The sequence below is a fragment of the Enterobacter cloacae complex sp. genome (genome assembly GCF_900322725.1).
GTDB lineage: Bacteria > Pseudomonadota > Gammaproteobacteria > Enterobacterales > Enterobacteriaceae > Enterobacter > Enterobacter quasihormaechei.
Genome location: NZ_LT991957.1, coordinates 3,367,768 through 3,394,020, shown reverse-complemented (window position 1 = coordinate 3,394,020; position 26,253 = coordinate 3,367,768). Strand labels below are relative to the sequence as shown.

General features: G+C 57.0%; 27 protein-coding genes. 10 read left to right on the top strand and 17 right to left on the bottom strand.

The features are described 5' to 3' along the window. Nucleotides 1-46 precede the first annotated feature (46 nt). The 3 genes from DBR02_RS16705 to DBR02_RS16695 are packed head-to-tail and all read left to right on the top strand — an operon-like array spanning nucleotide 47 to nucleotide 1,886. Nucleotides 47-661: a methylthioribulose 1-phosphate dehydratase gene (locus tag DBR02_RS16705; protein WP_107534908.1), complete on the top strand. Its 615-nt coding sequence runs from the start codon at nucleotides 47-49 to the stop codon at nucleotides 659-661. Then, nucleotides 658-1,347, top strand: coding sequence for an acireductone synthase (mtnC, locus tag DBR02_RS16700; RefSeq protein ID WP_107534907.1), 690 nt, complete (start codon nucleotides 658-660; stop codon nucleotides 1,345-1,347). Before DBR02_RS16705 ends, mtnC begins: the two co-directional genes overlap by 4 nt. Continuing rightward, nucleotides 1,344-1,886: a 1,2-dihydroxy-3-keto-5-methylthiopentene dioxygenase gene (locus DBR02_RS16695; RefSeq protein ID WP_107534906.1), complete on the top strand. Its 543-nt coding sequence runs from the start codon at nucleotides 1,344-1,346 to the stop codon at nucleotides 1,884-1,886. The genes mtnC and DBR02_RS16695 overlap by 4 nt, the downstream gene beginning before the upstream one ends. A 66-nt stretch (nucleotides 1,887-1,952) precedes the next feature. On the opposite strand, the gene DBR02_RS16690 is transcribed toward DBR02_RS16695, so the two are convergent. From DBR02_RS16690 to DBR02_RS16685, 3 genes are read right to left on the bottom strand one after another with little or no spacing between them, the layout of a single operon-like run. Next, nucleotides 1,953-3,356: a hypothetical protein gene (locus tag DBR02_RS16690; protein ID WP_157959560.1), complete on the bottom strand. Its 1,404-nt coding sequence runs from the start codon at nucleotides 3,354-3,356 to the stop codon at nucleotides 1,953-1,955. Further along, nucleotides 3,346-4,989, bottom strand: a complete 1,644-nt coding sequence (locus DBR02_RS26615) for a VPA1262 family N-terminal domain-containing protein (RefSeq protein ID WP_157959559.1) — start codon at nucleotides 4,987-4,989, stop codon at nucleotides 3,346-3,348. Before DBR02_RS26615 ends, DBR02_RS16690 begins: the two co-directional genes overlap by 11 nt. 50 nt (nucleotides 4,990-5,039) lie before the next feature. Then, complete coding sequence (locus DBR02_RS16685) at nucleotides 5,040-5,288, bottom strand: helix-turn-helix domain-containing protein (RefSeq protein ID WP_107534904.1); 249 nt, start codon at nucleotides 5,286-5,288, stop codon at nucleotides 5,040-5,042. A gap of 106 nt (nucleotides 5,289-5,394) precedes the next feature. On the opposite strand from DBR02_RS16685, the gene DBR02_RS16680 reads away from it, so the two are divergent. Beyond that, nucleotides 5,395-5,667, top strand: coding sequence for a helix-turn-helix domain-containing protein (locus DBR02_RS16680; protein ID WP_107534903.1), 273 nt, complete (start codon nucleotides 5,395-5,397; stop codon nucleotides 5,665-5,667). Between the two features lie 60 nt (nucleotides 5,668-5,727). Here the strand turns inward: DBR02_RS16680 and DBR02_RS16675 are convergent, their stop codons facing one another. Both DBR02_RS16675 and mtnA read right to left on the bottom strand, forming a co-directional pair. After that, nucleotides 5,728-6,198, bottom strand: coding sequence for an SRPBCC family protein (locus DBR02_RS16675; RefSeq protein ID WP_107534902.1), 471 nt, complete (start codon nucleotides 6,196-6,198; stop codon nucleotides 5,728-5,730). A 42-nt stretch (nucleotides 6,199-6,240) separates the two neighbouring features. Continuing rightward, complete coding sequence (gene mtnA, locus DBR02_RS16670; RefSeq protein ID WP_107534901.1) at nucleotides 6,241-7,257, bottom strand: S-methyl-5-thioribose-1-phosphate isomerase; 1,017 nt, start codon at nucleotides 7,255-7,257, stop codon at nucleotides 6,241-6,243. Nucleotides 7,258-7,361: 104 nt separating this feature from the next. On the opposite strand from mtnA, the gene mtnK reads away from it, so the two are divergent. Continuing rightward, nucleotides 7,362-8,561 (top strand): S-methyl-5-thioribose kinase, encoded by a 1,200-nt coding sequence (mtnK, locus tag DBR02_RS16665; RefSeq protein WP_107534900.1) that lies wholly within the window; start codon nucleotides 7,362-7,364, stop codon nucleotides 8,559-8,561. A gap of 65 nt (nucleotides 8,562-8,626) precedes the next feature. On the opposite strand, the gene DBR02_RS16660 is transcribed toward mtnK, so the two are convergent. From DBR02_RS16660 to DBR02_RS16645, 4 genes are all read right to left on the bottom strand, one after another. After that, entirely contained in the window at nucleotides 8,627-9,868 is a 1,242-nt protein-coding gene (locus DBR02_RS16660; RefSeq protein WP_173937198.1) for an LVIVD repeat-containing protein, read from the bottom strand. A 91-nt stretch (nucleotides 9,869-9,959) separates the two neighbouring features. After that, nucleotides 9,960-11,024 carry a sugar ABC transporter substrate-binding protein gene (locus DBR02_RS16655; RefSeq protein WP_107534898.1) on the bottom strand — a complete coding sequence of 355 codons (1,065 nt, stop codon included), beginning with the start codon at nucleotides 11,022-11,024 and terminating at the stop codon, nucleotides 9,960-9,962. A gap of 19 nt (nucleotides 11,025-11,043) precedes the next feature. Beyond that, nucleotides 11,044-12,039, bottom strand: a complete 996-nt coding sequence (locus tag DBR02_RS16650) for an ABC transporter permease (protein WP_063866052.1) — start codon at nucleotides 12,037-12,039, stop codon at nucleotides 11,044-11,046. Next, nucleotides 12,036-13,538, bottom strand: coding sequence for a sugar ABC transporter ATP-binding protein (locus tag DBR02_RS16645; protein WP_107534897.1), 1,503 nt, complete (start codon nucleotides 13,536-13,538; stop codon nucleotides 12,036-12,038). Before DBR02_RS16645 ends, DBR02_RS16650 begins: the two co-directional genes overlap by 4 nt. Before the next feature lie 160 nt (nucleotides 13,539-13,698). Between DBR02_RS16645 and DBR02_RS16640 the strand changes: the two genes are divergently transcribed. From DBR02_RS16640 to DBR02_RS16625, 4 genes are all read left to right on the top strand, one after another. Beyond that, nucleotides 13,699-14,787, top strand: coding sequence for an oxidoreductase (locus tag DBR02_RS16640; RefSeq protein WP_107534896.1), 1,089 nt, complete (start codon nucleotides 13,699-13,701; stop codon nucleotides 14,785-14,787). A gap of 57 nt (nucleotides 14,788-14,844) precedes the next feature. Then, complete coding sequence (locus DBR02_RS16635; RefSeq protein WP_107534895.1) at nucleotides 14,845-15,588, top strand: SDR family NAD(P)-dependent oxidoreductase; 744 nt, start codon at nucleotides 14,845-14,847, stop codon at nucleotides 15,586-15,588. 183 nt (nucleotides 15,589-15,771) lie between these two features. After that, nucleotides 15,772-16,068: a type II toxin-antitoxin system RelE family toxin gene (locus DBR02_RS16630; RefSeq protein ID WP_063866047.1), complete on the top strand. Its 297-nt coding sequence runs from the start codon at nucleotides 15,772-15,774 to the stop codon at nucleotides 16,066-16,068. Then, on the top strand, nucleotides 16,049-16,453 hold the full coding sequence (locus DBR02_RS16625; protein WP_107534894.1) for a helix-turn-helix domain-containing protein: 405 nt from the start codon (nucleotides 16,049-16,051) through the stop codon (nucleotides 16,451-16,453). The genes DBR02_RS16630 and DBR02_RS16625 overlap by 20 nt, the downstream gene beginning before the upstream one ends. On the opposite strand, the gene DBR02_RS16620 is transcribed toward DBR02_RS16625, so the two are convergent. The 7 genes from DBR02_RS16620 to entC all read right to left on the bottom strand — a co-directional run bounded on the left by DBR02_RS16620 (nucleotide 16,450) and on the right by entC (nucleotide 23,790). Continuing rightward, nucleotides 16,450-16,647: a YbdD/YjiX family protein gene (locus tag DBR02_RS16620; protein ID WP_006809671.1), complete on the bottom strand. Its 198-nt coding sequence runs from the start codon at nucleotides 16,645-16,647 to the stop codon at nucleotides 16,450-16,452. The two genes, DBR02_RS16625 and DBR02_RS16620, sit on opposite strands and share 4 nt — an antisense overlap. A gap of 59 nt (nucleotides 16,648-16,706) precedes the next feature. Next, entirely contained in the window at nucleotides 16,707-18,812 is a 2,106-nt protein-coding gene (gene cstA, locus DBR02_RS16615) for a pyruvate/proton symporter CstA (protein ID WP_017694336.1), read from the bottom strand. Between the two features lie 149 nt (nucleotides 18,813-18,961). After that, nucleotides 18,962-19,375, bottom strand: a complete 414-nt coding sequence (gene entH / locus DBR02_RS16610; protein ID WP_063866045.1) for a proofreading thioesterase EntH — start codon at nucleotides 19,373-19,375, stop codon at nucleotides 18,962-18,964. Then, nucleotides 19,375-20,130: a 2,3-dihydro-2,3-dihydroxybenzoate dehydrogenase EntA gene (gene entA / locus DBR02_RS16605; protein WP_107534893.1), complete on the bottom strand. Its 756-nt coding sequence runs from the start codon at nucleotides 20,128-20,130 to the stop codon at nucleotides 19,375-19,377. Before entA ends, entH begins: the two co-directional genes overlap by 1 nt. Then, nucleotides 20,130-20,984 (bottom strand): isochorismatase, encoded by an 855-nt coding sequence (locus DBR02_RS16600; protein WP_063154729.1) that lies wholly within the window; start codon nucleotides 20,982-20,984, stop codon nucleotides 20,130-20,132. The genes entA and DBR02_RS16600 overlap by 1 nt, the downstream gene beginning before the upstream one ends. A gap of 10 nt (nucleotides 20,985-20,994) precedes the next feature. Beyond that, a complete protein-coding gene (gene entE, locus DBR02_RS16595) occupies nucleotides 20,995-22,605 on the bottom strand; it encodes a (2,3-dihydroxybenzoyl)adenylate synthase EntE (RefSeq protein ID WP_107534892.1) in 1,611 nt (536 codons plus the stop codon). A 9-nt stretch (nucleotides 22,606-22,614) separates the two neighbouring features. Beyond that, complete coding sequence (entC, locus tag DBR02_RS16590) at nucleotides 22,615-23,790, bottom strand: isochorismate synthase EntC (RefSeq protein WP_107534891.1); 1,176 nt, start codon at nucleotides 23,788-23,790, stop codon at nucleotides 22,615-22,617. A gap of 188 nt (nucleotides 23,791-23,978) precedes the next feature. Here entC and fepB point away from each other — a divergent pair, with 188 nt between their 5' ends. Continuing rightward, nucleotides 23,979-24,938, top strand: coding sequence for a Fe2+-enterobactin ABC transporter substrate-binding protein (gene fepB / locus DBR02_RS16585; RefSeq protein ID WP_107534890.1), 960 nt, complete (start codon nucleotides 23,979-23,981; stop codon nucleotides 24,936-24,938). A gap of 61 nt (nucleotides 24,939-24,999) precedes the next feature. Here fepB and entS read toward each other — a convergent pair whose 3' ends face one another. Then, nucleotides 25,000-26,238, bottom strand: coding sequence for an enterobactin transporter EntS (entS, locus tag DBR02_RS16580; RefSeq protein ID WP_107534889.1), 1,239 nt, complete (start codon nucleotides 26,236-26,238; stop codon nucleotides 25,000-25,002). Nucleotides 26,239-26,253: the final 15 nt, after the last annotated feature.

Sequence of the window (26,253 nt, the reverse complement as noted above, 5' to 3'; positions counted from 1 at the left end):
AGACGTCTAAACCATATCAATATTCCTGGCCGAGGGGTAAAAGGAAATGACAGACAACCTGCTGCTCACACACCTGGTCGACGCCTGCCGCTGGATAGGAGCCAAAGGCTGGGCACCCGCCACCGGCGGCAATATGTCGGTGCGTCAGGACGAGCACCTCTGCTGGCTCAGCGAGTCCGGCAGGGACAAAGGCAGCCTGACCACCGACGATTTTCTACAGGTTGAGATCGCCACCAACCGCGCGCCGTCTGGCCGAAAACCCTCGGCAGAGACCGGTCTGCACACCCTCATCTATCGCCTGTTCCCGGAGGCTAACGTCGTCCTGCACGTTCACACCGTTAATGCCACGGTGCTGTCGCGTCTGGTCAAAGAAGCCGAGCTGAATATCAGCGGTTTCGAGATGCAAAAATCCCTCGCCGGACAGACCACGCATCTGGATACCGTCGCCATCCCGGTGTTTGATAACGACCAGGACATCGACGCCCTCGCCTCGCGCATCGCCCATTACGCCCAGGAGCGTCCGCTTAATTATGGTTTTCTTCTGCGCGGTCATGGCTTAACCTGCTGGGGACGTGACGTGGCCGAAGCCCGCCGTCATCTGGAAGGATTAGAATTTCTATTTGAATGCGAAATGCGTTTACGACAACTGGAGAGAGTATGATTCGCGCGATTGTGACGGATATTGAAGGGACCACCAGCGATATCCGTTTTGTCCATGATGTTTTGTTCCCCTATGCGCGTGAGCGGCTGGCGGCCTTCGTGACCGCGCAGCAGTACGCCGAGCCGGTCAAATCAATTCTGGACAACCTGCGCGATGAAATCAGCGATCCGCATGCCGGCGTAAGCGAGCTTATCAACGTGCTGTTTAGCTTTATGGATGAAGACCGCAAATCAACGGTGCTTAAAGCCCTGCAAGGCATCATCTGGCAGGAGGGCTACATCAACGGTGACTTTACCGGCCATCTCTACCCTGACGTTCTGCCCGCGCTGGAAAAATGGAAGGCGCAAGGAATTGATCTCTATGTATATTCCTCAGGCTCCGTTGCTGCGCAGAAACTGTTATTTGGCTACAGCGACGAAGGTGATATTACTCATCTGTTCAGCGGCTATTTTGACACCCACATCGGCGCCAAGCGCGAAGTACAGTCTTACCAGAACATAGCGGCGCAAACGGGCATCGCCCCGTCGCAGATCCTGTTCCTGTCGGATGTTCATCAGGAGCTGGACGCGGCTGAACAGGCGGGTTTTCGCACCCTGCAACTGATTCGCGGTGAAGATGACGGCGCGAGCCATCACCATCAGATCCACCAGTTTGACGAGATTAATCCGGAGCAGATCCCTTCATGAGCGCATTGACCATTTATTCCGATAAAGACGCAAGTCAACACCTGTGGCACAGCACCGACGCCGCCGAGATCGCTCAACAGCTGAACGCTAAGGGCGTGCGCTTTGAGCGCTGGGCGGCAGACCGTGATTTAGGGCAGGATCCTGCGCCCGAAGCCGTGATCGAAGCGTATCAACATGCGATCGACAAGCTGGTGGCGGAGAAAGGCTACCAGAGCTGGGATGTCATCAGCCTGCGCGCCGACAATCCGCAGAAAGAGGCGCTGCGCGCGAAGTTTCTCAACGAGCACACCCACGGCGAAGACGAAGTGCGCTTCTTCGTGGAAGGTGCGGGGCTGTTTTGCCTGCATATTGGCGATGAGGTGTACCAGGTACTGTGCGAGAAAAACGACCTGATTTCCGTGCCCGCCGGCACGCCGCACTGGTTTGATATGGGATCAGAGCCGAACTTTACCGCCATTCGTATTTTCGACAATCCGGAGGGATGGGTGGCGCAGTTTACCGATAGTAACATCTCCCAAAAGTATCCTACGCTGAGTTAATAAAGATAAGAGGTCCATGCTAAACGACCTCATATCTTTTTAACCACACCATTAGCTCCATTTAATTTACCCCCCCTTTAGCGTACTAAATATATATTCATTTTCTTGAAAGCAAATAGGCATATACGTTCTACCAAGCATTGCCATTGGCAGTTGAACATCGCATGCTATATTGTCCGCATGCGAAACGGGCTGTAAAACACACAATTTTGTATACCAGAAAGATGTCATCGCAGATGATGTACTATACCACCGTGAAGAAAAGCCCCTCATCTCATTAATAATTCCTAACATTATTAATTCTCTTTCCTCTTTTGTACAACACTCTAAATAATACATTGTTATAGCAAAGTCAATATCGCAAACCCTTATTTCATTAATGAATTCAGAATTTAATTCTTTTATCTGAAACCATTCCCTCCATAATTCATAAGCTATTTTCCACGTGGACATTCTAAACGACTCTTCTGCATACAAAGAAAACTCAGACATACATTCAGAAACAGCCTTTCGGCCTCTATTATCAGAATTCAGGCCGTAAAGATGTAACGATATCGAATTAAAATAAAGCGTCATTAAACTCTCAGAATTTATAGAAGCCAAGGCTTTTCCTAAAGGTTGTTGTAAAGTCGGATACCTAGAGGGAAATGTATTAAATATCTTCATAAAATGCTTTGATAATTCTAAATTAGCAAAAACATTCATAATCAATTCACTAATACGATCTTTATTGATTTTTTCTTTCCTAATTCCATTAAATGGAAAGATAGAAGCAATCGTATAAAAATTGATGCATGCGGAATTTGTTGAAAGTGCCAACTTCAGTGCTTTATCTTCCCCCAAATAATCGAACACTCCCCACAATACTGGGACATCCCTATGTCTATTTAAAGCGTCAATCAACATTTCACGGAAATTATAAAAAAGAAAATCAACAGAATTCTTAATGAAAGGATTTAGAAATAACTTGTAAACGTGAGCCTCGCGATGAAATTCATTGTAAATTGAATACCAATCGTTTTTTACAATTATATCATTTATGTAATTCTGTTTTTCAATATTATGGAAATGTGTATCACAACCATAATCAACAGAACTCTTTGATGCAGTTATCATCTCTATCGACGTTGAAAAAAATAACTTTGGGTCACTATGGAGACGATTATTACCCCAAAAAACCTCAGAACCTATAGTTATATCGATAATATAGTAAATGGCAATAACTTCAAATTTATCATTGACACCCCCATTGAAGATAATACATTCAATCCATTTCAAAAAAAGCAATGCATTATTGGAATAAACAGTGCATCCAGTTCTATTCATAAAGATAAATTCTGACAATCCATCTACGCTTTCTGCACGTAACAATAAATGTTCCATGCAATTACAATCTTCTTTTACAGCACAAATAACCTCAGAAAAATAAAGAGCCAATTGATCTTCTACTAATTTATTATCATTTATCATATGTACTCCAAACTAAGCAATCAGGATGTTGTATAACACCCCACAATTCCTCAAATGCATCAGCTATCAGTTGAGCATCACTTACTTTTTGTAAAATATGATGTTCTCTACCTACACTATTTATCGAGGTACCTATTGACCAAGCCATTGGTTCATTTTCGGTATAAGGAAAAATTAAAAAACGATCATGAAAGTTCCACCCTTTGTTACCGCAGGGTTTCCTTACCTCAATATTTAATCCTAACAATGTTTGTGGTGGAAGTGTGGCCAAGCGTACAAATGAGTCAGAAATATATTCGTCCATACTTGCATCTTCTTGAGCATTAGAACACATTGCATCAGCAGTTACTTTTGAAGAGTATTTTGAGGAGGTTATCGCTCTCATTTTCGATTTCAAACATGTATTGTAGAATAATGTTTCCAGCAAATCATCACCATTAAGATACGGATCCCACAAACAAACACCATTTTCCCCATATTTGTTTATCAAAAAACGGATATCACTTAATGCTCGAGTTCGTTCACTTTCTCTGTATTTGCCCTTTGCGTTATATTGGACAAAATATTTTTCATTTAAGAGTTGCTCTCGTTCGCTACGATAAATACGAATCGAAGACCATTTTTTAACATGACTATCTTTTTCTCCAATCATACTGTTTTGGGGAATATAAAGTTGTATTTTATCGAATCCACCATTTTTTAAAGGAATAATTCTTGGACTGCCATTAATTGCTCTCATATTCAATGCAATTCTTTTAATAAATGACGAAGGCCGAACTCCATAAAGAAGGACTTTATGAAAAGGATCCCATATCGTCATTTCGTAAGGGCTGCCATACTGACTTGGGAAAATCATTTCACTTTGCTCAGCGCTAAGCACCGTGGAGTAAAATGAATCAATATTTGAATCACGATCCATCCTCCTAAAAGTAATATACACATCTCTTTTTTTAGCAGAGGGATGCCAAACAAGTTTGCAATGTAAATTTTCATTATCTGGATAGGTGCGAACTCTCGCGCGAATAATATTTACTGGAATTTGTATTAATACACTGCCTAATTTATCAGAAACTGATGCAATGCTAAACGGAATCAACTTACTAACTTTAGAAGATAATTCTTGAAGAACTGGAGGATTATCTAAAAGGAAATGAAGTTCATTTTTTTCTTCATTTTCTAATTCAATCAATAAAGAACCACCAAAAAAATTATTTTTTAACAGTTTATTTATTACATTAGAATCGTAACTATCTGCTGGGATGAATTTATATGGATTAATTTTATAGTGACAAGCGGGCAATGTATCTTCACAACTTAGCCATGTTCTATCATTTATTAATTTTTTAATAAGCAATAAAATAGTTTCAAGCGTGATATAATATTTTTTAATTCCAAAATACCAACTCTTTAAAGAGGATACTTTTAAATCATCTTTCCCATTCAAATAGCTTATCTTTTCAAACTCAGGATTAGTGACATTTTCATAAACGAGATGCGTTAAAACATTTATTACTTCGCGGCTATTTTTATTTAATGCAAATAATTCAGTAACTTCTATACAATTATAAAAACCTAATACCCCCTCCGTAGTTAATCTATCTATATCAAATATTAGATCATTTAGCTCATCCATACTTTTACCTCATATATTTTCTTTACAAATAACTAAAAGTAATGCTTATTTTATTGCTTCCATGACTTCATGAGAACCATATCACGTATTATCTTTTCAGTATCTAACCCAACCAAATATGCTAAATGCACAAACTCCACCACGTCCAACCTGCGCTCACCGTTTTCCACTTTAGCAATAAACGATTGTGGTTTTCCCAGTGCCTCCGCAAGCTGCGCCTGAGTCATCCCCTTCTCTTTACGCGCTTTCTTCAACGCATTGATAACACGCTGGTATTCATCCGAGTAAACTGAAGCCATTGTTCCGATTCCATACAAATATCCTGAAATCGAATATCCTCCCGTTGCCTTTTTATCCCAAAATAGGATAATTGGGCGCATAACGAACACATGTAAGGAGGACACAATGCAACATCAGAACTGGCACCCGGCCGATATTATCGCTGCACTAAAGAAACATGGAACAAGCCTGGCTGCGTTGTCCCGGAAGGCTGGCCTTTCCTCATCCACACTGGCAAACGCACTTACCCGACCGTGGCCCAAAGGTGAATTGCTTATCGCACAGGCGCTAGACATTTCGCCCGATGTGATATGGCCGGAAAGATACTTTGATGAAAAGGGAGAGCCAATATTTCGTCAGATGAGGAATACCAAAAGGAGAAATCTTTCTTCAACATGATCCATGCATTCTCCCCCTCACCCCAGCCCTCTCCCTCAAGGGAGAGGGGGTCCATGAGCACTATCGTTTCAGCCCCTTCACATACCCCACCAGCTGATCCAGCACAATCCCCCATCCTTTGTGGAAGCCCATCTGCTCGTGCTGCTCGCGGATTTCCTTCGTTGGGTGTCGCGCAATCGCCGTATAGCGGGTTTTGCCCTCGCCCATATCCTCCAGCAGCAGGATCGCCGTCATAAACGGCTTCTCGGCCGGTTTCCAGCCTTCGGTATAACCGTCGGTAAAGACGAGCTTGTTCCCCGGATCGATTTCAAGAAATACGCCGCGGTTATCCATCCGCTGCCCGTCCACCTCAAACACGGTGTTGAACCGCCCGCCCACGCGCAGGTCGAGGTCGCATTCGGTCACCTTATGGGGAGCAGGAATGAAGAAGTTTTTGATGTGCTCTGGCGTGGTCCAGCAGAGCCAGAGCAGGTCGCGCGGTGCATCCACCACGCGCTCCAGTTTTAAGTCTGTTTCAGGATCGAGCGTCACGATGTTGTCCTCTTAAGGGAACCCCTTAAAGGATAGCCGGACTCAGGCAAATTTCCCTGCCGCCACCTCATCCGGCGTGACCACACCCGTGTCCAGCACCCAGCCGCTAATCAGCGAGGCAGGGGTGACGTCGAACGCCGGGTTATATACCGCCGCGTTTTCCGGCGCCCACTGCACCGCGCCAAAGCTTCCGACGACGCCCGTCACCTCGCTGGCGGCGCGCTGCTCGATGGGGATCGCATCCCCGTTCGGGCAGGCCGGGTCGAGCGTCGTTTGCGGGGCGGCGACGTAGAACGGAATGCCGTGGAATTTCGCCAGCACCGCCAGCGAATAAGTGCCGATTTTATTCGCCACGTCGCCGTTGGCGGCGATGCGATCGGCTCCCACCCACACGGCGTCCACCTGCCCTTTCGCCATCAGGCTGGCGGCCATGGAGTCGGTAATCAGCTGATACGGCACGCCCAGCTCGCCCAGCTCCCATGCAGTCAGCCTGCCGCCCTGCAACAACGGACGAGTTTCATCCACCCAGACGTTGCTGACTTTACCTTCCTGATGCGCGCGGGCAATCACCCCCAGCGCCGTACCGACGCCCGCGGTTGCCAGCCCGCCGGTGTTGCAGTGGGTCAGCAGACGGCTACCGGGTTTCACCAGCGCGCTGCCCGCTTTTGCAATCGCATCGCAGAGCTGCCGGTCTTCGTCAATCAGGCGCAGCGCCTCAGCCACCAGCGCCGGAACGAAATCCTCCTCCCACAGCGCAAGCTTCATGCGGTCGAGGTTATTCATCAGGTTTACCGCCGTCGGGCGTGCGGCGCGAAGCGTGTCCAGCGCCGCCGCCAGCGCGTCGCGGCTTTTGCCTTTTTCAGCCAGCAGCGCCAGCAGCAGGCTTGCAGAGAGACCAATCAGCGGCGCGCCGCGCACCCGCAGAGCGTGAATATGCCCGACCAGCGCCTCCACCGTTGAGGCATCCAGCCAGCGTTTCTCCTGCGGAAGCGCCTGCTGGTCGAGAATAAAGAGCTGATTATCCGCCACCCGCAGGCTGGTCGTCTGTAATGTCTGCATGTCGTTAATTCCCTGTTGCGTTGTTGTAGCACATTGTGTCAGGATGAAATCCAGATGTATAGACGTCTACATGTCTTAATTAGTTAACTCATGAGGAGCAGGCCATGTCGCAATACCGTACCTTTACCGCTCAGGACGCCGTGGAGTATGCCAGGCAGTTTGGCGGGCTTGACGATCCGTCATCGCTGGTAGAGGCGCAGGAAGTGGGCGACGGCAACCTCAATCTGGTTTTTAAAATTTTCGACAGCGCGGGCGTCAGCCGCATCATCGTCAAACAGGCGCTGCCCTACGTGCGCTGCGTCGGGGAGTCCTGGCCGCTGACGCTGGATCGCGCCCGCCTCGAGGCGCAAACCCTGGTCGAGCATTACAGGCATAGCCCGCAGCACACCGTAAAAATCCACCACTTTGACCCGGAACTGGCGGTGATGGTGATGGAAGATCTCTCCAGCCATCGCATCTGGCGCGGCGAGCTGATCAACAATGTTTACTACCCGCAGGCGGCGCGGCAGCTGGGTGAATATCTCGCTCACACCCTGTTCCACACCAGCGACTTCTACCTGCATCCGCACGAGAAAAAAGCGCAGGTGGCGAAGTTCATCAACCCGGAGATGTGTGAGATCACCGAAGATCTGTTCTTCAACGATCCGTACCAGGTTCATGAGCGCAATAACTACCCTGCCGAGCTGGAAAATGACGTCGCCGCCCTGCGCGACGACGCCCCGCTAAAAATTGCCGTGGCCTCCCTGAAGCACCGCTTCTTCTCGCAGGCCGAAGCGCTGCTGCACGGCGATATTCACAGCGGCTCGATTTTTGTGGCCGACGGCAGCCTGAAGGCCATCGACGCCGAGTTCGGCTACTTTGGCCCGATAGGCTTTGACGTCGGCACCGCCATCGGCAACCTGCTGCTCAACTTCTGCGGTCTGCCGGGGCATCTGGGCATTCGTGATGCCGCCGCCGCGCGCGAGCAGCGCCTGACCGATATTCAGGAACTGTGGAACAGCTTCGCGGAACGTTTCCAGGCGCTGGCAAACGAGAAAGCCCGCGACGCCGCACTCAGCGCGCCGGGCTATGCCTCCGCGTTCCTGAAAAAAGTCTGGCACGATGCTATCGGCTTCTGCGGCACCGAACTCATTCGCCGCAGCGTCGGGCTTTCCCACGTCGCGGATATCGACAGCATTCAGGACGAGGCGATGCGCCACGAATGCCTGCGCCACGCCATTACGCTTGGTAAAGCACTGATTCTGATTGCCGACCGCATCGACAGCGCGGAAGCGCTGGTGGCAAGGGTGCGGCAGTACAGTTGAGTGCCGTTTGTTTGCCGGGTGGCGGCTGCGCCTTACCCGGCCTACATTTCGCACACGGCAAAAACTCACCCCAGATACTCAATCACCGACAGCCCGCCGTTATAGTCCGTGCTGTAAATAATCCCCTGCGCATCCACAAACACGTCGCACGACTGGATCACCTGCGGGCGATTCGGCCGCGTGTCCATCATTCTCTCCGGCGCGGCGGGCACCAGCGCCCCGGTTTCCACTGGCCGATACGGGTTGGAAATGTCATACGCGCGTACCCCCGCGTTCTGATACGTCGCGAAAATCAGCGTTGAGCTGACGAAGCTTCCGGGCCGGTTCTCATGCAGGTTGTGCGGGCCGAAATGCGCCCCTTTTGCCACGTAGTCGGTTTCATTCGGCTGCGGGAAGGTGGAGATGCTCACCGGGTTCGACGGCTCGCGAATATCAAACAGCCAGATCAGCTTCTCACCGTCCTGCTGGTTATCCAGCACCGCTTCGTCCAGCACCACCAGCAGGGAGCGGTCCGGCAGCGGCAGCGCGGTATGCGTCCCGCCGCCAAACGGCGGGCTCCAGTTGCGGTGGCTAATAAGCTTAGGCTGGGTACGGTCCTTCACGTCCAGCAGCGTTAAGCCGCCGTCGCGCCAGCTGCCGTACGCCGTATCGCCCGTGATAATGGCGTGGTGCAGCGCGTAGCGCTTGCCCTCCGGCCAGTTGGGCTGTTCGCCTGCGGCCTGGTTCATCCCCGGCAGCCACCAGCGCCCTGCCACCTCGGGCTTACGCGGGTCCGCCAGGTCAATGGTCAGGAAAATGTAGTCGGTAAAGCCGTCGATCAGCGCTGACACGTACGCCCAGCGACCACCCACGTACCAGATGCGGTGTATGCCGATACCGCTCAGCGACAGAAAGCCAATTTCGCGCGGTGCGTCGGGGGTTGAGATATCAAACACCCGCAGCCCGGCGCTCCAGCCTTTATCCTGCACGTCGCTGACGGTCTCCCCCACCTGACGGGTGTAGTAGACCTTCTCGTCGGCAAAGCGGGCATCGGCAAACAGATCCCGGGCGTTGATCACCAGCAGCAGATCGTCATGCGCCTGGAGGTGCACGTTCCAGGTGCCCGGCGGCGCAGGCATATAGCCCGCGGGTTTCGGATTTTTTGGATCGCGCACGTCCACAATCGAAAAGCCCTGCGACACCATATGACCGATATACGCGAAGCCGCGATGCACCATCAGCTGAACGCCGTCCGGGCGACCGCCCTGGTCGCTATGGCCGATTAGCCGCATATTGCGGCTGTATTCGGGGGTGGGTAATTGAGACACCTGAGCTCCTTATGCCCGGTGGCGCTGCGCTTACCGGGCCTACGGGTGCAAAATGTAGGCCGGGTAAGGCGCAGCCGCCACCCGGCTTGGTTTACTTGTTTTTAGCGGCAAGCGTCGCAAACCACGGCGCGATAAAATCGTCCGTCTGGCCCCAGCCCGGAATGATTTTGCCCAGCGACGCTACGTTCACCGCCCCCGGCTGCGCGGTCAGCAGCGCCTGCGGGATCGCGGCGGCTTTGAAGTCGTAGGTGGCAGGCGTGGCTTCCCCGGCAATCTTGTTGGCGATCAGGCGCACGTTGGTCGCGCCAATCAGCTTCGGATCCACCGCCACGCTCACTGCCCACGGGCTACCCGGCTCGCGCATCAGCTGTAAGTCCTGGTTGGAGATGTCAATGCTGTAGAGCTTGATCTCGGTGCGGCCATTCTCCTTCAGCGCCTTATACGCCCCCTGGCTGAAGGCGTCCCAGGTGCCCCAGATCGCGTCGATTTTGCCTTTCGGGTATTTCGCCAGGATCGCCCCCACCTTGTTGGCGGTATCGCCCTGCACGTCAGAAGAGACCGCGCCGATGGACTCCAGCTCTTTAATCTCCGGGTACTGCTTTTGCAGTTCTTTATACGCCGCCTGACGGCGCTCCATCGGCGGGAAGCCCGCCACCCACAGCTTGACGATGTTGGCCTTGCCGTTGAAATCTTTCGCCAGCTGGCCGAAGGAGAGGTTCGTCAGGGAGGCATCGTCCTGCTGGGTGACGGTCACGCCCGGGATCTCGCCGTTAACGGCGGTATCAAATACGGCGACCTTGATCCCGGCATCCACCGCCTTCTTCACCAGCGCAGTGGAGTACGGATCGCGGCCCTGCGACAGGATGATCCCGTCATATTTCTGGCTGATGGCCTGGTTAACAAAGTCCTGGAATTTGGCGTCATCCCCGTTGCTCAAAAAGGTGCTGACCTTAAAGCCGAGCTTTTTCCCTTCCTGAATCGCCCCGGCAACAAACTGCGTGGTGTTGTCGTCCGAGCCGAGGTTACGGATCACCGCGATGCGGATCGGGCCGTCATGACTGGCAATGGAAGCCGGAACCGGCGCGGGCGTGGCCGCAAATCCCGGCAGAGAAGTGAGTAACCCCAGTGCCACCAAAGAGAGCGCAATCTTTTTCATTTATTATCCCGTTGTGTTGTCAGCGTTTTTGTATGTAGGTAATCGCCAGCGCTACCGCGAGCACCAGCCCTTTTATTATGTCCATGGCGTAATACGGCACGGAGAGCATCACCAGCCCGTTCGACAGTACACCGAGGATCACCGCTCCCACCAGCGTGCCCAGCGCGTTCGGCTTGCCGGACCCGGCCAGCGAGAAGCCGATCCACGCCGCTGCCACCGCATCCATCAGATAGCCGCCGCCCGCATTGACCTGCGACGATCCGATGCGGGAGGCCAGCAGAATGCCGCCCAGCCCCGCCAGCAGCGAGGCAATCACGTAGGCCGCCACCTTGTAGCGCGTGGTGCGAATGCCCGAGAGGCGCGCCGCTTCCGGGTTGCCGCCAATGGCGTACATCCGGCGTCCATGGGTGGTCAGCGACAGCCCCAACTGCGCCAGCAGCGTCACCGCCAGCATGATGATGACAATGGTCGGCACCTGCCCCAGCAGGCCAAACGCCGCCGGAATGGTCCCTTCCGCCATGTCGCCGCTCGGCAGTACCATGTTCTCGGTAATCGACCCGCCGTAGCTGTAGGTCATCGCCACGCCCTGAATGACAAACAGGCTGGCGAGCGTGGCGAGCATGTCAGGAATGCGCAGGATGACGATCAGGAAAGCGTTAAACAGGCCGACCAGCGTGCAGAGCGCAAGGGTGATCACAATCGACTCGGTAGTGCCGAAGCCGTGCCAGACGAAAAGCGAAATCACCAGCGCGTTCGCCAGCGACGCCGTGGAGCCCACGGAGAGATCGAACCCGCCGACGGTCAGGGAAATCGACACGCCAACGGCAATCACCGTCACGATGGCAATCGAGCGCAGAATATTGATGATGTTGTTCGGGTCGAGAAAGCTGTCCGACGCCAGGCCAAAGACGGCCACCAGCGCGACGACGGTGAGCAACATGCCCCATTTATAGAGAAAATCAAAAAGTTGCTGACGGCCAGACGCCGCCGCGGTCACTGAAAGGGCCTTGCTCACGACGCCGTTCCTCCGGTTGAATAATAAAGTAGTGTCTCTTCACGAGCCTCGGCCCCGGCGATTTCCGCCACGATGCGCCCGTCCCACAGCACGCAGATGCGGTCGCACAGCCCCACCAGCTCGGCGAACTCGCCGGAGGCGTAAATCACCCCTTTGCCCTCGCGCGCCAGGCCGTCAATCAGCTGGAACAGATCGGTTTTGGCCTTCACGTCCACGCCTTTGGTCGGCTCGTCGAAAATCAACACGCTGGCGTCATTACGCAACCATTTGCCAATGGCAACCTTCTGCTGGTTACCGCCGGACAGACGGCGCAGCACCTGCCCCGGTCCCCGAGCGCGCACGCCGATGCGGGCAATGACCTCTTCCGCCCAGCGCCACGCCTGACGATGACCAAACAGACTCCAGCGCGAGAAGCTGTTATCGGCGCTCACGGCAAGATTCATGCTTACCGTCTCGTCGATAAAAATACCCTCCTTGCGCCGCTCCTCCGGCACCAGCGCCAGGCCGCGCAGCACCGAGTCTGCCGGATCGCGCGGTTTCCAGGCCTGATGGTTCAGCTCGCCGCGCGCCACGCGGCTTTTGCTGGCGCCAAACAGCGCCTTGCAGAGTTCGGTTTTGCCCGCCCCCGCCAGCCCGGCAATGCCGAGGATTTCGCCTTTGCGCAGGTGCAGGGAGATGTCTTTCAACAGGACATCGTCGTGAAGCCCGTCGACGCGCAGCAGCGTCTCTTCGCCGTGCGGCGGTCGCGCGGGCGGGTAGATATCGCTCAGCTCGTGGCCCAGCATCTTCTCGACGATCGCTTCTCCGCTGAGATCCGCCATCGGGCCGGACTCAATCAGCTTGCCGTCGCGCAGCACCGTTAAGGTGTCGCAGATGGCCTTCAGCTCGTGAATACGGTGGGAGATAAACACCACGCCAATGCCCTGCTGTTGGAGACGTCTTACCACCGCAAACAGACGCTCGCTTTCGTGCGCGTCCAGCGGCGCGGTGGGCTCATCAAGAATGAGAAAACGGCAATGGTGCGACAGCGCCCGCGCCAGCAAAATCTGCTGCTTTTCGGCAAGGGTGCAGCTGTCGATGGAACGGCGAACGTCCAGCGAAACATCCAGCTGCGCCAGCGCCTGCCGCGCCTGCTGGCGAACGGCGCGCCAGCTGTAGTGATGTCCCGGCTGCGCCAGCTGGTCGAGCATAATGTTCTCCGCAATGCTCAGCCCGGGGATCAGCGCCACGTCCACCTCCTGCTGCACCAGGTGGATGCCCAGCCGTTTGGCGTCCAGCGGCTCGCGGATACATACCGGCTGGTTGTTAATGCAGATTTCGCCTTCATAACGATCGTGCGTCCCGCACAGTACCGCCATCAGCGTCGATTTCCCCGCGCCGTTGGCCCCGGTCAGCGCATGCACCGACCCGCCGTTCAGGGTAAAGTCCACGCGCGACAGCGCCTGAAAGCCGGAAAAGGCCAGGCTGATACCGCGCATCTCAAGGCGACTGGAAACCATCCGCGTAAATCCTTCATTACTCTTCTGATTTAGCGAATTTTTCACAGCTCCGGTTGACTGACAACGACGGAAAAGGCATAAGATAAAGCGAAATATTATTAGCCATCCGGATGTCCAGACATAACATCGGGTTAGCGCTTGCTAAAATAAGGACAACTTCATGAGCAACACCGATATTCGCGTCGTGCCCGGCCCGGCGAACTACTTTTCTCACCCGGGAAGCCTTGCGCGCCTGGATGATTTCTTTACCCCGGAACAGCTTTCCCGAGCGGTGTGGATCTACGGCGAGCGGGCGATTGAGGGCGCGCGCCCTTATCTGCCGCAGAGTTTTACCGCGCCGGGGGCAAAACAGCTGCTGTTTAAGGGCCATTGCAGCGAGCGTGACGTCACCCGTCTGGTGAACGAAGCGGGAAGCGAAGCCAGCGTGGTGATTGGCATCGGCGGCGGCGCGGTGATGGATACCGTCAAGGCCGTGGCTCGTCGTCTGGGCGTGCCGTTCGTCGGCATTCCCACCATCGCCGCCACCTGCGCAGCGTGGACGCCGCTCTCCGTCTGGTACAACGATGCCGGTCAGGCGCTACAGTTTGAGATTTTTGACGACGCTAACTTTCTGGTGCTGGTGGAGCCGCGGATCGTTCTGAACGCCCCGGCGGAATATTTGCTGGCGGGCATCGGCGATACGCTGGCGAAGTGGTACGAAGCGGCGGTGCTCGCTCCTCAACCTGAGATCCTGCCGCTCACCGTGCGTCTCGGCCTCAACGGTGCGCTGGCGATCCGCGACGTGCTGCTGGAGCGCAGCGAAGAGGCGCTTGCGGACCAGCAGCGCGGCGAACAAACGCAGGCGTTCCGGGACGTGGTGGATGCCATTATTGCCGGCGGCGGTATGGTTGGCGGTTTGGGGGAGCGCTATACCCGCGTGGCGGCGGCGCACGCGGTGCATAACGGCTTAACCGTGCTGCCGCAGACGGAAAAATACCTGCACGGCACAAAAGTGGCCTACGGCATTCTGGTGCAGAATGCCCTGCTCGGCCAGGACGACGTGCTGGCGCAGCTGGTGGCGGCGTACCAGCGTTTTAATCTGCCGACCCGGCTTCGCGAGCTGGACGTCGACATCAATAACCGCGACGAGCTGGATAGGGTTATCGCCCACACCCTGCGCCCGGTGGAGTCGATTCACTATTTACCCATTACGTTAACGCCTGAGGTTCTGCGCGCCGCGTTTGAGAAGGTGGAATCCTTCAGCCGTTAATCGCGCCGACGGGCTATACCTAATGATGATTCTCACCACTCTCGTAACGAGGTCATCATGCAGATCGATTTAACAGGTAAAAAGGCGCTGGTTACCGGTGCCAGTCGTGGGCTGGGCCGGGCGATTGCGCTGTCGCTGGCGCGCGCCGGTGCTGATGTGGTTATCACCTACGAAAAATCCGCCGATAAAGCCCAGGCGGTCGTCGATGAGATTAAGGCGCTGGGGCGGCACGGCGAGGCCATTCAGGCGGACAGCGCCAGCGCGCAGGCAATTCAGGATGCCGTCACCCATGCGGCGCGTTCCCTCGGGGGGCTGGACATCCTGGTCAATAACGCCGGTATCGCGCGCGGCGGCCCGCTGGAGTCCATGACGCTGGCGGACATCGACGCCCTCATCAACGTCAACATCCGCGGCGTGGTGATCGCTATTCAGGAAGCGCTGGTGCATATGTCTGACGGCGGGCGCATCATCAACATCGGCAGCTGTCTGGCGAACCGCGTGGCACAGCCGGGGATTGCGGTCTACTCAATGACCAAATCTGCCCTCAACTCCCTGACCCGCGGACTCGCTCGCGATCTTGGCCCACGCGGCATTACCGTGAACCTGGTGCATCCCGGCCCGACCAACAGCGATATGAACCCGGAAGACGGGGAACAGGCTGACTCACAGCGTCAGCTTATTGCTTTGGGGCACTACGGCCAGCCGGAAGACGTCGCGGCGGCGGTCACCTTCCTCGCCAGCCCGGCTGCGGGGCAAATATCCGGTACCGGTCTGGACGTCGACGGCGGTTTGAACGCCTGATCGCAAATTTTCTGCAAGCCTCTGTCTACCGGCAGAGGCCTTCTCGAGCGCTCTCGACGGTTCGCGTTTTGCCGCTTTCTCACGGTTTTTCTCCGCTCTACAGTACCCCATAAGAAATTCGGAATTTATCTAATAGTCTTATTATTTCCTTGTGTTTTGTGTGGGCGTACAGTGGAGGTACGGATGAAGATTGTGTGGTCAAAGAATGCAAAGAAAGAGCTTTCCAAAATTGATGGCCGATATCAGCGAAGAATCAAAGCAAAACTTGCTGAACTGGACGATCGTTCAGCTCCCCGGCCCGATATCAAAAAAATATCGGCGACAGAAAATCATTTCCGGCTACGCGTTGGCGAATACCGCATCCTGATTACACTTCGGGACAATCCCAATACCCATTGTTATGTTTTGGCCGTCAAGCGCAGAACATCAACAACTTACCTGCACGAGGAGAAAGCCACCTATGGCTGTTCAGCTAATTAAGGACGATAACGGAAAAACACAGTTCGTGGTCATGCCCTATCACGAATACTTTCGTATGTGCTTACAGATGGCAGAGATCGACGACGAAACCGATGAGGATCTGGAGGATATCGAAGTCGAACACGATTGCTATGATGACGTGGAATTGCCCGGAGAAGTATGCAGCATCATGACCTGGCAGAACGTCAGCCTACAGGCCGCGTGGCGCATTCTGCGCGGCATGTCCCAGCAGGAGGTCGCTGAGAAACTTGGCATCACCCAGTCCGCCGTGTCACAGCTGGAAGCGCTGGACTCCCGCCCGCAAAAGCGCACCCGCGAAAAGCTGGCGGCAATCTACGGCTGTAAACAGGAGCAGATCAGCCTCTATTTACCAAAAGAGGGTTAACAGCACTTCGCCCCGCCCTTGCCGCCGTAGCGGGCGTCCTGGCGATCGCGGAAAAACTCTTCGTACGTCATTGGCGTCTGGTCCGGGTGGTTGACGCGCATATGCTCGACGTAGTTGTCGTAATCCGGCACGCCAATCATCATTTTGGCGGCCTGGCCCAGGTATTTACCTGCTTTGGAGAGGGTGTCGAACATAATTCTGGTCTCACTGGAAATGTAGGCCGGGTAAGCGCTAGCGCCACCCGGCACACGGGTTAATGCGCCCCTTTCGCCTGGGTCACAATCTCGTCCAGGTTTTCAGGCATGGGCTCGTACGGCGTCTCTTTCGCCGTCGGCGTGTCGACCTTCAGCGCCGCCAGCGCGGTTTTCAGAGAATACAACGCCAGCACCACAACCACCACCATAAAGAAGATGGTCAGCCCGGCATCCAGACGGTTGTTGAACACCAGCTGCGACAGTTGCGATTCGGTGTACTGCGCCGGGATCTTACCGCTATCGATCATCGCCTGGAACTTGTTGGCGATGGCCAGGAAGCCCACCTTGTTGTCCGGGCTGAAGGCTTTTTGCCAGCCCGCCGTCAGGGTACAGATCAGCAGCCACGCGGTTGGCACCAGCGCCACCCATGCGTAACGCTGGCGCTTCATCTTGAACAGCACCACCGCACAGAGCATCAGCGCCATACCCGCCAGCATCTGGTTGGCGATACCGAACAGCGGCCACAGGGTGTTGATCCCGCCCAGCGGATCGACCACGCCCTGATGCAGGAAGTAGCCCCACGCCAGCACGCACAGCGCCGTCGCCAGCAGGTTAGCCGGGAGCGAATCGGTCCGCTTCAGGTTTGGCGAGATCACCCCCAGCAGATCCTGGAGCATAAAGCGCGCCGCACGCGTACCGGCATCCACCGCCGTCAGGATAAACAGCGCCTCGAACAGAATGGCGAAGTGATACCAGAAGGAGACGTCCATCAGCCCGCCCAGCGCGCCGTGCAGGATGTAGGCCATGCCCACCGCCAGCGTCGGCGCCCCGCCCGCGCGGGAGATAATTGACTGCTCGCCCACCTCATTGGCGATATGCGTCAGCGTTTCCGGGGTAATGGCAAAGCCCCAGCCGCTCACCACCTGCGCGGCAGAGGCGACCACGTCAACGGTGCCGGCCGGGGCCAGCACCGCCATCGGGCTGTTCATCGCAAAGTACACGCCCGGATCGATAATGCAGGCGGAGACCAGCGCCATAATCGCCACGAAGGACTCCATCAGCATGCCGCCGTAGCCAATCAGGCAGGCCTGATTCTCGTTGGCCAGCATCTTCGGCGTGGTCCCGGAGGCAATCAGGGCGTGGAAGCCGGACACCGCGCCGCAGGCGATGGTGATAAACAGGAACGGGAACAGGTTGCCGGTCCAGACCGGGCCGGTGCCGTCAATGAATTTGGTCAGCGCAGGCATGGTCAGAGTCGGGCGCATAATCAGAATGCCGATGGCCAGCCCGACGATGGTGCCGATTTTCAGGAAGGTTGAGAGGTAGTCGCGCGGGGCCAGCAGCAGCCACACCGGCAGCACCGCCGCCACAAAGCCGTAGCCCACCAGCATCCAGGTCAGCTGCACGCCGGTAAAGTCGAAGAACGGTGCCCAGGTCGGGCTTTCCGCCACCCAGCCGCCGGAGATAATCGCGAACACCAGGAATACCAGGCCAATGACCGAGACTTCCCCGATGCGGCCCGGGCGCAGGTAGCGAATGTAGATCCCCATGAATAGCGCCAGCGGAATGGTAAAGGCGACGGTATAGGTTCCCCACGGGCTGTGGGTCAGCGCTTTCACCACGATCATCGCCAGCACCGCGAGGATAATCACCATGATCATAAAGGTCGCCACCAGCGCGATGACCCCGGCGGTCGCGCCCATCTCCTCTTTCACCAGCTCGCCCAGCGAACGACCGTCGCGACGGGTGGAGACGAACAGCACCATAAAGTCCTGCACCGCGCCCGCCAGCACCACCCCCGCGAGGATCCAGATCATCCCCGGCAGATAGCCCATCTGCGCCGCCAGCACCGGCCCCACCAGCGGGCCTGCACCGGCAATCGCCGCGAAATGGTGACCGAACAGCACTTTTTTATCGGTCGGCACGTAGTCCAGACCATCGTTGTGGCGAACGGCAGGCGTCATGCGCGTGCCGTCTACGCCCAGTACCGTCTTTGCGATATAGCGGCCATAAAAACGGTACGCGATGAGATAAATGCAGACGGAGGCGACGACGATCCAGAGCGCATTGATCTGCTCCCCCCGGTTGAGGGCGATATAGCCCAGGGCAAAGGCTCCCACAACGGAGAGCACCGCCCACGTAAGGTATTTCCCTGAGTTGTTCATAGCTGTTATCCGTTGTTGTGAAACAGTGAGATGTTACATTTTGTTTCTAGAACAACGGATAAAATTTAACAACTTTGAAACGCAATAATGCGTGGTCAAACCAGAGATTTACACTACAGTGTTAAGCCGATCACTTTAAGCTGAATGACTTACCCCAGCACCATCGTGCTCAACCGACAGGTACAGCACCGCCGCCCCTGCTCGTCGAATACCACGATCTCCCAGCTCTGGCTGGAACGCCCCAGATGCAGCGGCTGACACACGCCGCGTACCTTGCCCTGCGACACCGCGCGGTGGTGCGTGGCGTTCAGCTCCGTGCCCACCACGTTCTGCCCGTCGCGGGTCATCAGAAAACCGGCCATTGAGCCCAGCGTTTCCGCCAGCGCCGCCGAAGCGCCGCCGTGCAGCAGGCCAAACGGCTGATGAGTACGCGCATCTACCGGCATCTCCGCTTCCAGCGTGTCGTCTCCGAGGCGGGTATAGACGATGCCCAGGTGCGCCACCATCGTGTTCTGGCTGGTGGCGTTCAGCTCGTCGAGGGATAAATGACGTTTCCAGATCATCACGCCCCCAGCGTGGAGCCGCCGTCCACCACGATATCCTGCAAGGTAATATGGCTGGCGGCATCGGACGCAAGGAACAGCACGGTTGCGGCAATCTCCTGCGGACGGGCGATTTTGCCCAGCGGAATGCCGAGCTTGAACTGCTCGCCAAAGCCGCGAATGCGCTGCTGCTCCGCGTCGTCGCTTTTCCACAGGGTGCGCTGCATGTCGGTATCCGTGGAGCCGGGCGACACCAGGTTACAGCGCACGCCGCTGCCCGCCAGCTCCAGCCCGACGGTCAGCGCCAGGCTTTTCAGCGCCGCCTTCGACGCGCCGTAGGCGCTCATCCCGATGCGCGGAGTGTGCGCCGCATCGGAGGCCACGGTCACTATCGCCCCGCCTTGTTGACGGCGGAACTGGCCCATCGTCTGCTGAAACAGGTTAAACGCGCCGCCGACGTTAACCGCGAAGGTCTGCTGCCAGTCCTCCAGCGAGAGCTCGTCCGTCGCGCCCATACGCAGAATCCCCGCCGCGTTAACCAGCACGTCGAGGCGCTCAAGGGTGCCGAGTAAACGCCCGCAGACATCGCCCACCTGCGCCGCGTCCGCCACGTCCAGCGTTTCGGTGGCAAACGGATAATCGTCCTGCGGAAAGGCCAGATCGAACCCGGTCACCCGCGCACCCGCCTCCACAAAGGCCAGCGCGGTCGCATAGCCAATACCTTTACCCGCGCCCGTTATCCAAACCGTTTTACCGGTAAAATCGAACCCGGCCATCACTTCACCTCACGGGAGAGCAGCGCCCACCAGGCGTCGAGGGTCGGATTTTTCGCCAGCATCACGAAGTCGATGTCGCCGTGCACCTTGCGCCAGCGCGCGGCCAGCGCCATCATGCGCACCGAGTCCAGACCGTAGTCGATCAGGTTTTCGTCATCCATCGGCTCGTCGGACTCGTCCAGCAGCGGCAGGATCAGCTCGCGCAGCGCGGCTTTCGTTGCCGGAACGGACGGCAGCAGCTCGTCGGTCATCACCACGCGGCCCGAACGTCCGGCCACGTATTTCAGCGACATCAGGTGCTCGTCACGGGTGAAGTCCGCCAGCGCGTCGGCGATAAAGAACGGCTTGATATCGCGCATAAAGGCGTCGGTGGCGGTGGTCATGCAGCCGATGTGGGCATACACGCCGGTAATCAGCAGCTGGTTGCGGCCGGTCTCTTTCAGCATTTGCTCCAGCGGCGAGCGGTGAAATGCGCTGTAGCGCCACTTCACCAGCACGGTGTCCGCTTCGTCCGGCGTCAGTTCAGCCACGATGCGCTGCTGCTCCGGCGAGCGGGTCAGCCCCGGCCCCCACATGTCGTTCAGCAGGGCACGGTCTTCATCGCTCTGCTCTTTCGGCTGCGCGGTGTAGTACACCGGGATATTGTGTTCTTTGCAGTACGCGCGCAGTTTAGCGATGTTCGCCACCACCTGCTGCATCATGTCGCTATTTTCGCCCCAGAAGTTCAGGAAATACTCCTGCATATCGTGGATCAGCAGTGCGGCGCGCTCCGGCTCAAACGCCCAGTTCACCTTGTTGGTCGGCAGCTCTGCGGCGGTTGGCAGCGCGTAAGCGGTTAATTTTGGAATGGCCATTCTCTGTTCCTCAGCCCCGGGCGCGTTCAGCAAGCCACAGGCGCAACTGTTTCTTATCAACTTTGCCGACCGGCGTGAGCGGAAGCGCATCCACGCTCTCCACGCGGTCCGGCAGCTTAAATTCGGCAACGCCCTGCTCGCGCAGGAAGCGGCGCACCTCAACCGCGCGCAGGGGTTGTTTCACCACCAGATACGCACAGCTTTTTTCGCCCAGCAGGCTGTCCTCCATGCTCACCAGCGCGGCGTGGATCACCGCTTCGTGGCGCAGCAGCAGGTTTTCGATCTCTTCGGCGGCAATCTTTTCGCCACCGCGGTTAATCTGATCTTTCTCGCGACCCTGCACGGTGATGTAGCCCTGCTCGTCGATGGCGATCAGATCGCCGGAGCAGTAAAAACCGTTGGCATCAAAGGCGCTGGCGTTGTGCTCCGGGCTGTTGAAATAGCCGCGGAAGGTGTACGGGCCGCGCGTCATCAAACGTCCGACTTCCCCGCGCGGGAGCGGGTTGCCGTCCTCGTCCGCCACCCATACCTCGTCGTCCGGACACATTGGGCGGCCCTGAGTGTTGATGATGCGTTCCGGCGCATCGTCGAGGGCGGTGTAGTTCACCAGCCCTTCCGCCATGCCAAACACCTGTTGCAGCTGGCAGCCGATTTCCGCCGGGATACGCGCCGCGAGCGTGGCGGAGAGCCGTGCGCCGCCTACCTGGAGCAGCTTCAGCGACGCAAGCTGGGCGTTGCCCGCCCCTTCAGCGATCGCCTGCAACCACAGGCTGACCGCCGGCGGTACCAGCGAGGTCACGTTAACCTGATGCTGTTCAATCAGCGGGAAGCAGAGCGTGGCGCTCGGATCGTTCGCCAGCACCACGCAGCCGCCCGCCGTGAACACGCCTAACGATCCTGGCGAACTCATGGCGTAGTTGTGCGCTGCGGGAAGCGCGTTCAGATAGCGGGTCTGCGCAGTGATACCGCAGATTTCGTTGCTGCGACGGATGCTGTAGTCGTAGTCGTTATGCGTACGCGGGATCAGCTTCGGCGTGCCGGTGCTGCCGCCGGAGAGCTGGAAGAACGCCACTTCGTCGGCGGGCGTCGGGTTAGGGATAAAATTATCCGCCGGACGGGCAATCGCCGCTTCCAGCGCGCGATCGCCCCGATCGCCACGCAGCAGTACCCCGCGCACCGAGCGATGTTCGTCGATAAACGTATTAAGAAATTCGTCGCCTGCGAACAGGGCGTGGTCGCGATCGGCAATCAGCACGGCGGGTTTGATCTGCACCGCGTAGGCGTTCAGTTCGCTGCGTTGATGGCTAAAGAGCGCGTTGACCGGCGCGACGCCAATTTGCAGCAGCGCAAAGAAAGTGATGTAAAACTCGGCCACGTTGCCGAGCTGCACCAGCGCGGTCTCACCGCGATGCAGCCCCTGCGCCTGGAGGGCAGACGCCAGATTCGTCACCGCCTCATTAAACGCGCGGTAGGTGATGTGGCGATCGCCGTCGATAATCGCGACCGCATCGCTTTGCGCATGGTCCGTCAGGATGTGGGTCAGGGGCAGATCCTGCCAGTAACCTTTTTCACGGTAGCGGCGGGCAAAATCCTCAGGCCAGCGGGTAAAAGGGATGGTCATGGGTATTCCTTAGTGCAAACCAAACACGTTAAGCATGGTGGAGAGCTTCACGCCCGTCTCGCGCCACTCGCCCACCGGGGAGGAAGCAGGCACAATGCCCGCGCCGGCAAACAGGCGAACGGTATTTTGATGCAGCCGCGCACAGCGGATGGTCACCACCCACTCGCCGTTGCCTTCGCTGTCGCACCAGCCAACGATGCCGCCAAACAGTTCGCGGTCGAAGGGCTCCAGCTCGGCAATGAGTTCTTTTGCCGCCTGATGCGGGAAACCGCTCAGCGCCGGGGTCGGGTGCAGCAGGCAGGCGAGCGTCAGGGCGTTTTCGTTTTCACGCGCCTCGCCTTCTACTGGCGTCGCCAGGTGCCACAGCGTCGGGGTAGTGATGAGCTGCGGGGAAGCCGGCATGCTCAGTTGATGGCTGCGCGGTTCCAGAATGGTTTTCATCGCCTGAGTGACCAGGTCGTGTTCGTGACGATCTTTTTCAGAGGCCAGCAGCTTATTGCCCGCCTCGCGATCCAACACATCGTCCGGCTGACGCCGCGCGGAGCCTGCCAGCGGCAGGGAGCTAAAGTGCGCGCCCTCTTTGCGCAGCAGCAGCTCCGGGCTGGCGCCCAGCAGCACGCCGCCATCTTCCAGCGGCACGTGGAAGTTAAAGCTCGCCGGGTTCTGGGCGATCAAACGCTCCATCAGCGCACCGCTATCGATGGTTTTGTCGGTAGCGATATCAATCAGGCGCGACAGCACCACCTTATTCACCTGCGGCGTGGCGGTGAGCGACGCGGCGCGGGCGACCATCTCCTCGAAAACCGGCTGCGGTGGGATCTCGGTGCGTTGTTGCACGTTCAGCGTCTGTGCGCCGGAGGCGTAGCGTGCGGTCTGCTGACGCGCAGGACGAGAGAAGGTCTGCCAACGCTGCGGAATAAACAGCGACGACGGTTTGCGGGTATCGAAGGGGATCGCCCCTACCATTACCGGATGGGCAATGCCGCTGTTTTTCGCATTTCTGAAAGCCTGAGCCAGTTTTTGCTGAAAGGCCCCCGCCGGATCGTCACCGCCAACGGCGGGTTCAGAAAAACGGGCGAAACAGCCGGACGTGGTAAAACTGCGGTAAGGCGACATAAAGAAAAAGCTGTCTGATTGCAGCGTGGTCGCGGTGTGCTGAACTTCCTCAGCCAGGGACGTGTCCATATCATCCTCCTTAAAATGATAAAAGAAGCAATAATGATTATCATTTATATTTTCGTCGGCTAACCTAATCCCACAGCGCGCCGCTGTCAACCGTCGGGCCATTAACTTGTGCGACAAACGCTTGCATCCCTTCCCGGCAACCATGAAAATGAGAAGCATTATCTTCAATAAAAACAGGATGCCGCTCTGTGAAAATCGCTGCCGTTTGCCGCAATGCCCTTCTTCTGACAGGACTTTTTGTTTTAGGACTAACCTCAGCCGCCGCCGACGACTGGCCGCGCCAGGTCACCGACAGCCGCGGCGTGCACACGCTTGAGAGCAAGCCGACGCGCATTGTCTCCACCAGCGTGACCTTAACCGGCTCCCTGCTGGCCATTGACGCGCCGGTCATCGCCAGCGGTGCGACCACGCCCAACAACCGCGTGGCGGATGCGCAGGGGTTCCTGCGCCAGTGGGGCGATATCGCGAAACAGCGCAAGGTTGCCCGGCTGTATATCGGCGAGCCAAGCGCCGAAGCGGTGGCCGCCCAGATGCCGGACCTGATTTTAATCAGCGCCACCGGCGGGGATTCCGCGCTGGCGCTCTACGATCAGCTCTCCGCCATCGCCCCGACGCTTATCATCAATTACGACGACAAAAGCTGGCAGGAACTGCTGACCCAGCTGGGCACGATGACCGGGCATGAAAAACAGGCCGCTGAACGCATCGCCGCATTCGATAAACAGCTCGCGCAGGTAAAACAGCAGATGAAACTGCCGCCGCAGCCGGTGAACGCCATCGTCTATACCGCCGCTGCGCACACGGCGAACCTGTGGACGACAGAATCGGCGCAGGGCAAGCTGTTACACCAGCTGGGCTTTACGCTGGCGGCGTTACCCGATGGGCTGCACACCTCAAAAAGCCAGGGCAAGCGTCACGACATTATTCAGCTGGGTGGAGAAAACCTGGCGACAGGGCTGAACGGCGAAGGGCTGTTCGTATTTGCCGGCGACGAGAAAGACGTGAATGCGATTTACGCCAACCCGCTGCTGGCGCATTTACCGTCGGTGAAAAACAAGCGCGTCTGGGCGCTGGGAACGGAGACGTTCCGCCTGGATTATTACAGCGCGATGCTGGTGTTACAGCGTTTAGATTCAATTTTTAAATAAGTGGCACATTCCCCGTAGGCCCGGTAAGCGCAGCGCCACCGGGCGTTTTGTCGGGTGGCGGCTACGCCTCACCCGACCTACAGGGGCTGAACCGCCGCAATTCCACCAGCGTCACCAGTAAGATCGCGCCAACCATTGCTAACACAAACCCGCTGCTGCTCGCCGACGCCACCGGAGTCATTATTGCTCCCAGCCCGCCGAGGATCGCCGCGCCAATCGCATCGCCCGTCACGTTCTGCGCCGTCCACAGGCCGTTAATACGCCCCAGCATCCCTTCCGGCGTCTGGGTCTGGATCAGGGTGTACTGTAAAAGTGAGCTGACCGCGCTCAGCCAGCCGAAAATCACCAGACACATTACCCCCAGCGCCCAGACCGGCATCAGGCTGAAGAAGCCGATGGCGATAAACGAGGCCAGCGTCGCTACCAGCATAATCAAGCCCGGACGCGCGCTTTGGGCCAGGTTACCGCTGGTCAGCGCTCCGCAGGCCGCGCCGAGCGGAATGGCGGCGTATAGCACGCCAATCTCAGAGGCGCTCATCTGCCACTCGCCCGCCAGCGCCGGGTAAAGCACGCGCACGGCGCTCGCCATCGTCAGCAGGCCGCCGAGCAGTGCAATGCCGCCAATCAGCGGGTTGCTGAACAGAAAACGAATCGCGGCCATCAGCGATTTCAGCGGGTGCTCGCGCGGCTGCGGCGGCGGTGGCAACAGCGGCAGACGCAGCAGCGTCAGCGTGGTGATAAAGGTTCCCGCCGCTGCAAGGCCGTAGTTCCACGCCACGCTGCCAGTGGCCAGCAGCAGGCCGCCGACCATCGGCGAAATCACCGAGCCGAGGCGCACGGTGAGCATGGTGATCGCCCCCGCCTGCATCAGGTTCTCGCGCCCCACCAGCGCGGGCGTCGCTGCCAGCAGCGCCGTCACGCCGAGCGAGGCGAAAAAACCGTCCCACAGGCCAAGGGCATAAATCGCCACCAGCGACGGCTCCGGCAGCATCGCGTTCAGACACAGCCCGATAAAGCCCACCCCGCAGGTACCGCGCGCCAGCAGGATCAGCTTCTTACGCTCGTAGCGATCCGCCAGCACGCCGCCGACCATCAGGCCGATAAACATCGCCCCGCCGGTAAAGGTCACGGATAACCCCACCAGCCAGCTGGAGTGCGTCATGGTCTGGATCTGAACGGGCACGGCGACGCCGAGCAGGCCGAGGGACAAAATGGAGATAAAGCGAGCTATGAAAACGGCGCGATACGCCGGGTGCGTTTTCAACAGGCTGAGGTTAAGCAGCCAGGATTTTTGATTCATGACAAGGCCTTGAGT

Coding starts and splice junctions, on each gene's coding strand:
- mtnK (WP_107534900.1), top strand. CDS start 7,362: ATGTCGCAATACCGTACCTTTACCGCTCAGGACGCCGTGGAGTATGCC.
- DBR02_RS16640 (WP_107534896.1), top strand. CDS start 13,699: ATGAGCAACACCGATATTCGCGTCGTGCCCGGCCCGGCGAACTACTTT.
- DBR02_RS16625 (WP_107534894.1), top strand. CDS start 16,049: ATGGCTGTTCAGCTAATTAAGGACGATAACGGAAAAACACAGTTCGTG.
- mtnA (WP_107534901.1), bottom strand. CDS start 7,257: ATGCAGACATTACAGACGACCAGCCTGCGGGTGGCGGATAATCAGCTC.
- entC (WP_107534891.1), bottom strand. CDS start 23,790: ATGGACACGTCCCTGGCTGAGGAAGTTCAGCACACCGCGACCACGCTG.
- DBR02_RS16620 (WP_006809671.1), bottom strand. CDS start 16,647: ATGTTCGACACCCTCTCCAAAGCAGGTAAATACCTGGGCCAGGCCGCC.
- DBR02_RS16690 (WP_157959560.1), bottom strand. CDS start 3,356: ATGATAAATGATAATAAATTAGTAGAAGATCAATTGGCTCTTTATTTT.
- DBR02_RS16685 (WP_107534904.1), bottom strand. CDS start 5,288: ATGGCTTCAGTTTACTCGGATGAATACCAGCGTGTTATCAATGCGTTG.
- entA (WP_107534893.1), bottom strand. CDS start 20,130: ATGGCCGGGTTCGATTTTACCGGTAAAACGGTTTGGATAACGGGCGCG.
- mtnC (WP_107534907.1), top strand. CDS start 658: ATGATTCGCGCGATTGTGACGGATATTGAAGGGACCACCAGCGATATC.
- DBR02_RS16600 (WP_063154729.1), bottom strand. CDS start 20,984: ATGGCCATTCCAAAATTAACCGCTTACGCGCTGCCAACCGCCGCAGAG.
- DBR02_RS16655 (WP_107534898.1), bottom strand. CDS start 11,024: ATGAAAAAGATTGCGCTCTCTTTGGTGGCACTGGGGTTACTCACTTCT.
- entS (WP_107534889.1), bottom strand. CDS start 26,238: ATGAATCAAAAATCCTGGCTGCTTAACCTCAGCCTGTTGAAAACGCAC.
- entH (WP_063866045.1), bottom strand. CDS start 19,375: ATGATCTGGAAACGTCATTTATCCCTCGACGAGCTGAACGCCACCAGC.
- DBR02_RS16645 (WP_107534897.1), bottom strand. CDS start 13,538: ATGGTTTCCAGTCGCCTTGAGATGCGCGGTATCAGCCTGGCCTTTTCC.
- DBR02_RS16680 (WP_107534903.1), top strand. CDS start 5,395: ATGCAACATCAGAACTGGCACCCGGCCGATATTATCGCTGCACTAAAG.
- DBR02_RS26615 (WP_157959559.1), bottom strand. CDS start 4,989: ATGGATGAGCTAAATGATCTAATATTTGATATAGATAGATTAACTACG.
- DBR02_RS16630 (WP_063866047.1), top strand. CDS start 15,772: ATGAAGATTGTGTGGTCAAAGAATGCAAAGAAAGAGCTTTCCAAAATT.
- cstA (WP_017694336.1), bottom strand. CDS start 18,812: ATGAACAACTCAGGGAAATACCTTACGTGGGCGGTGCTCTCCGTTGTG.
- DBR02_RS16635 (WP_107534895.1), top strand. CDS start 14,845: ATGCAGATCGATTTAACAGGTAAAAAGGCGCTGGTTACCGGTGCCAGT.
- DBR02_RS16705 (WP_107534908.1), top strand. CDS start 47: ATGACAGACAACCTGCTGCTCACACACCTGGTCGACGCCTGCCGCTGG.
- DBR02_RS16695 (WP_107534906.1), top strand. CDS start 1,344: ATGAGCGCATTGACCATTTATTCCGATAAAGACGCAAGTCAACACCTG.
- entE (WP_107534892.1), bottom strand. CDS start 22,605: ATGACCATCCCTTTTACCCGCTGGCCTGAGGATTTTGCCCGCCGCTAC.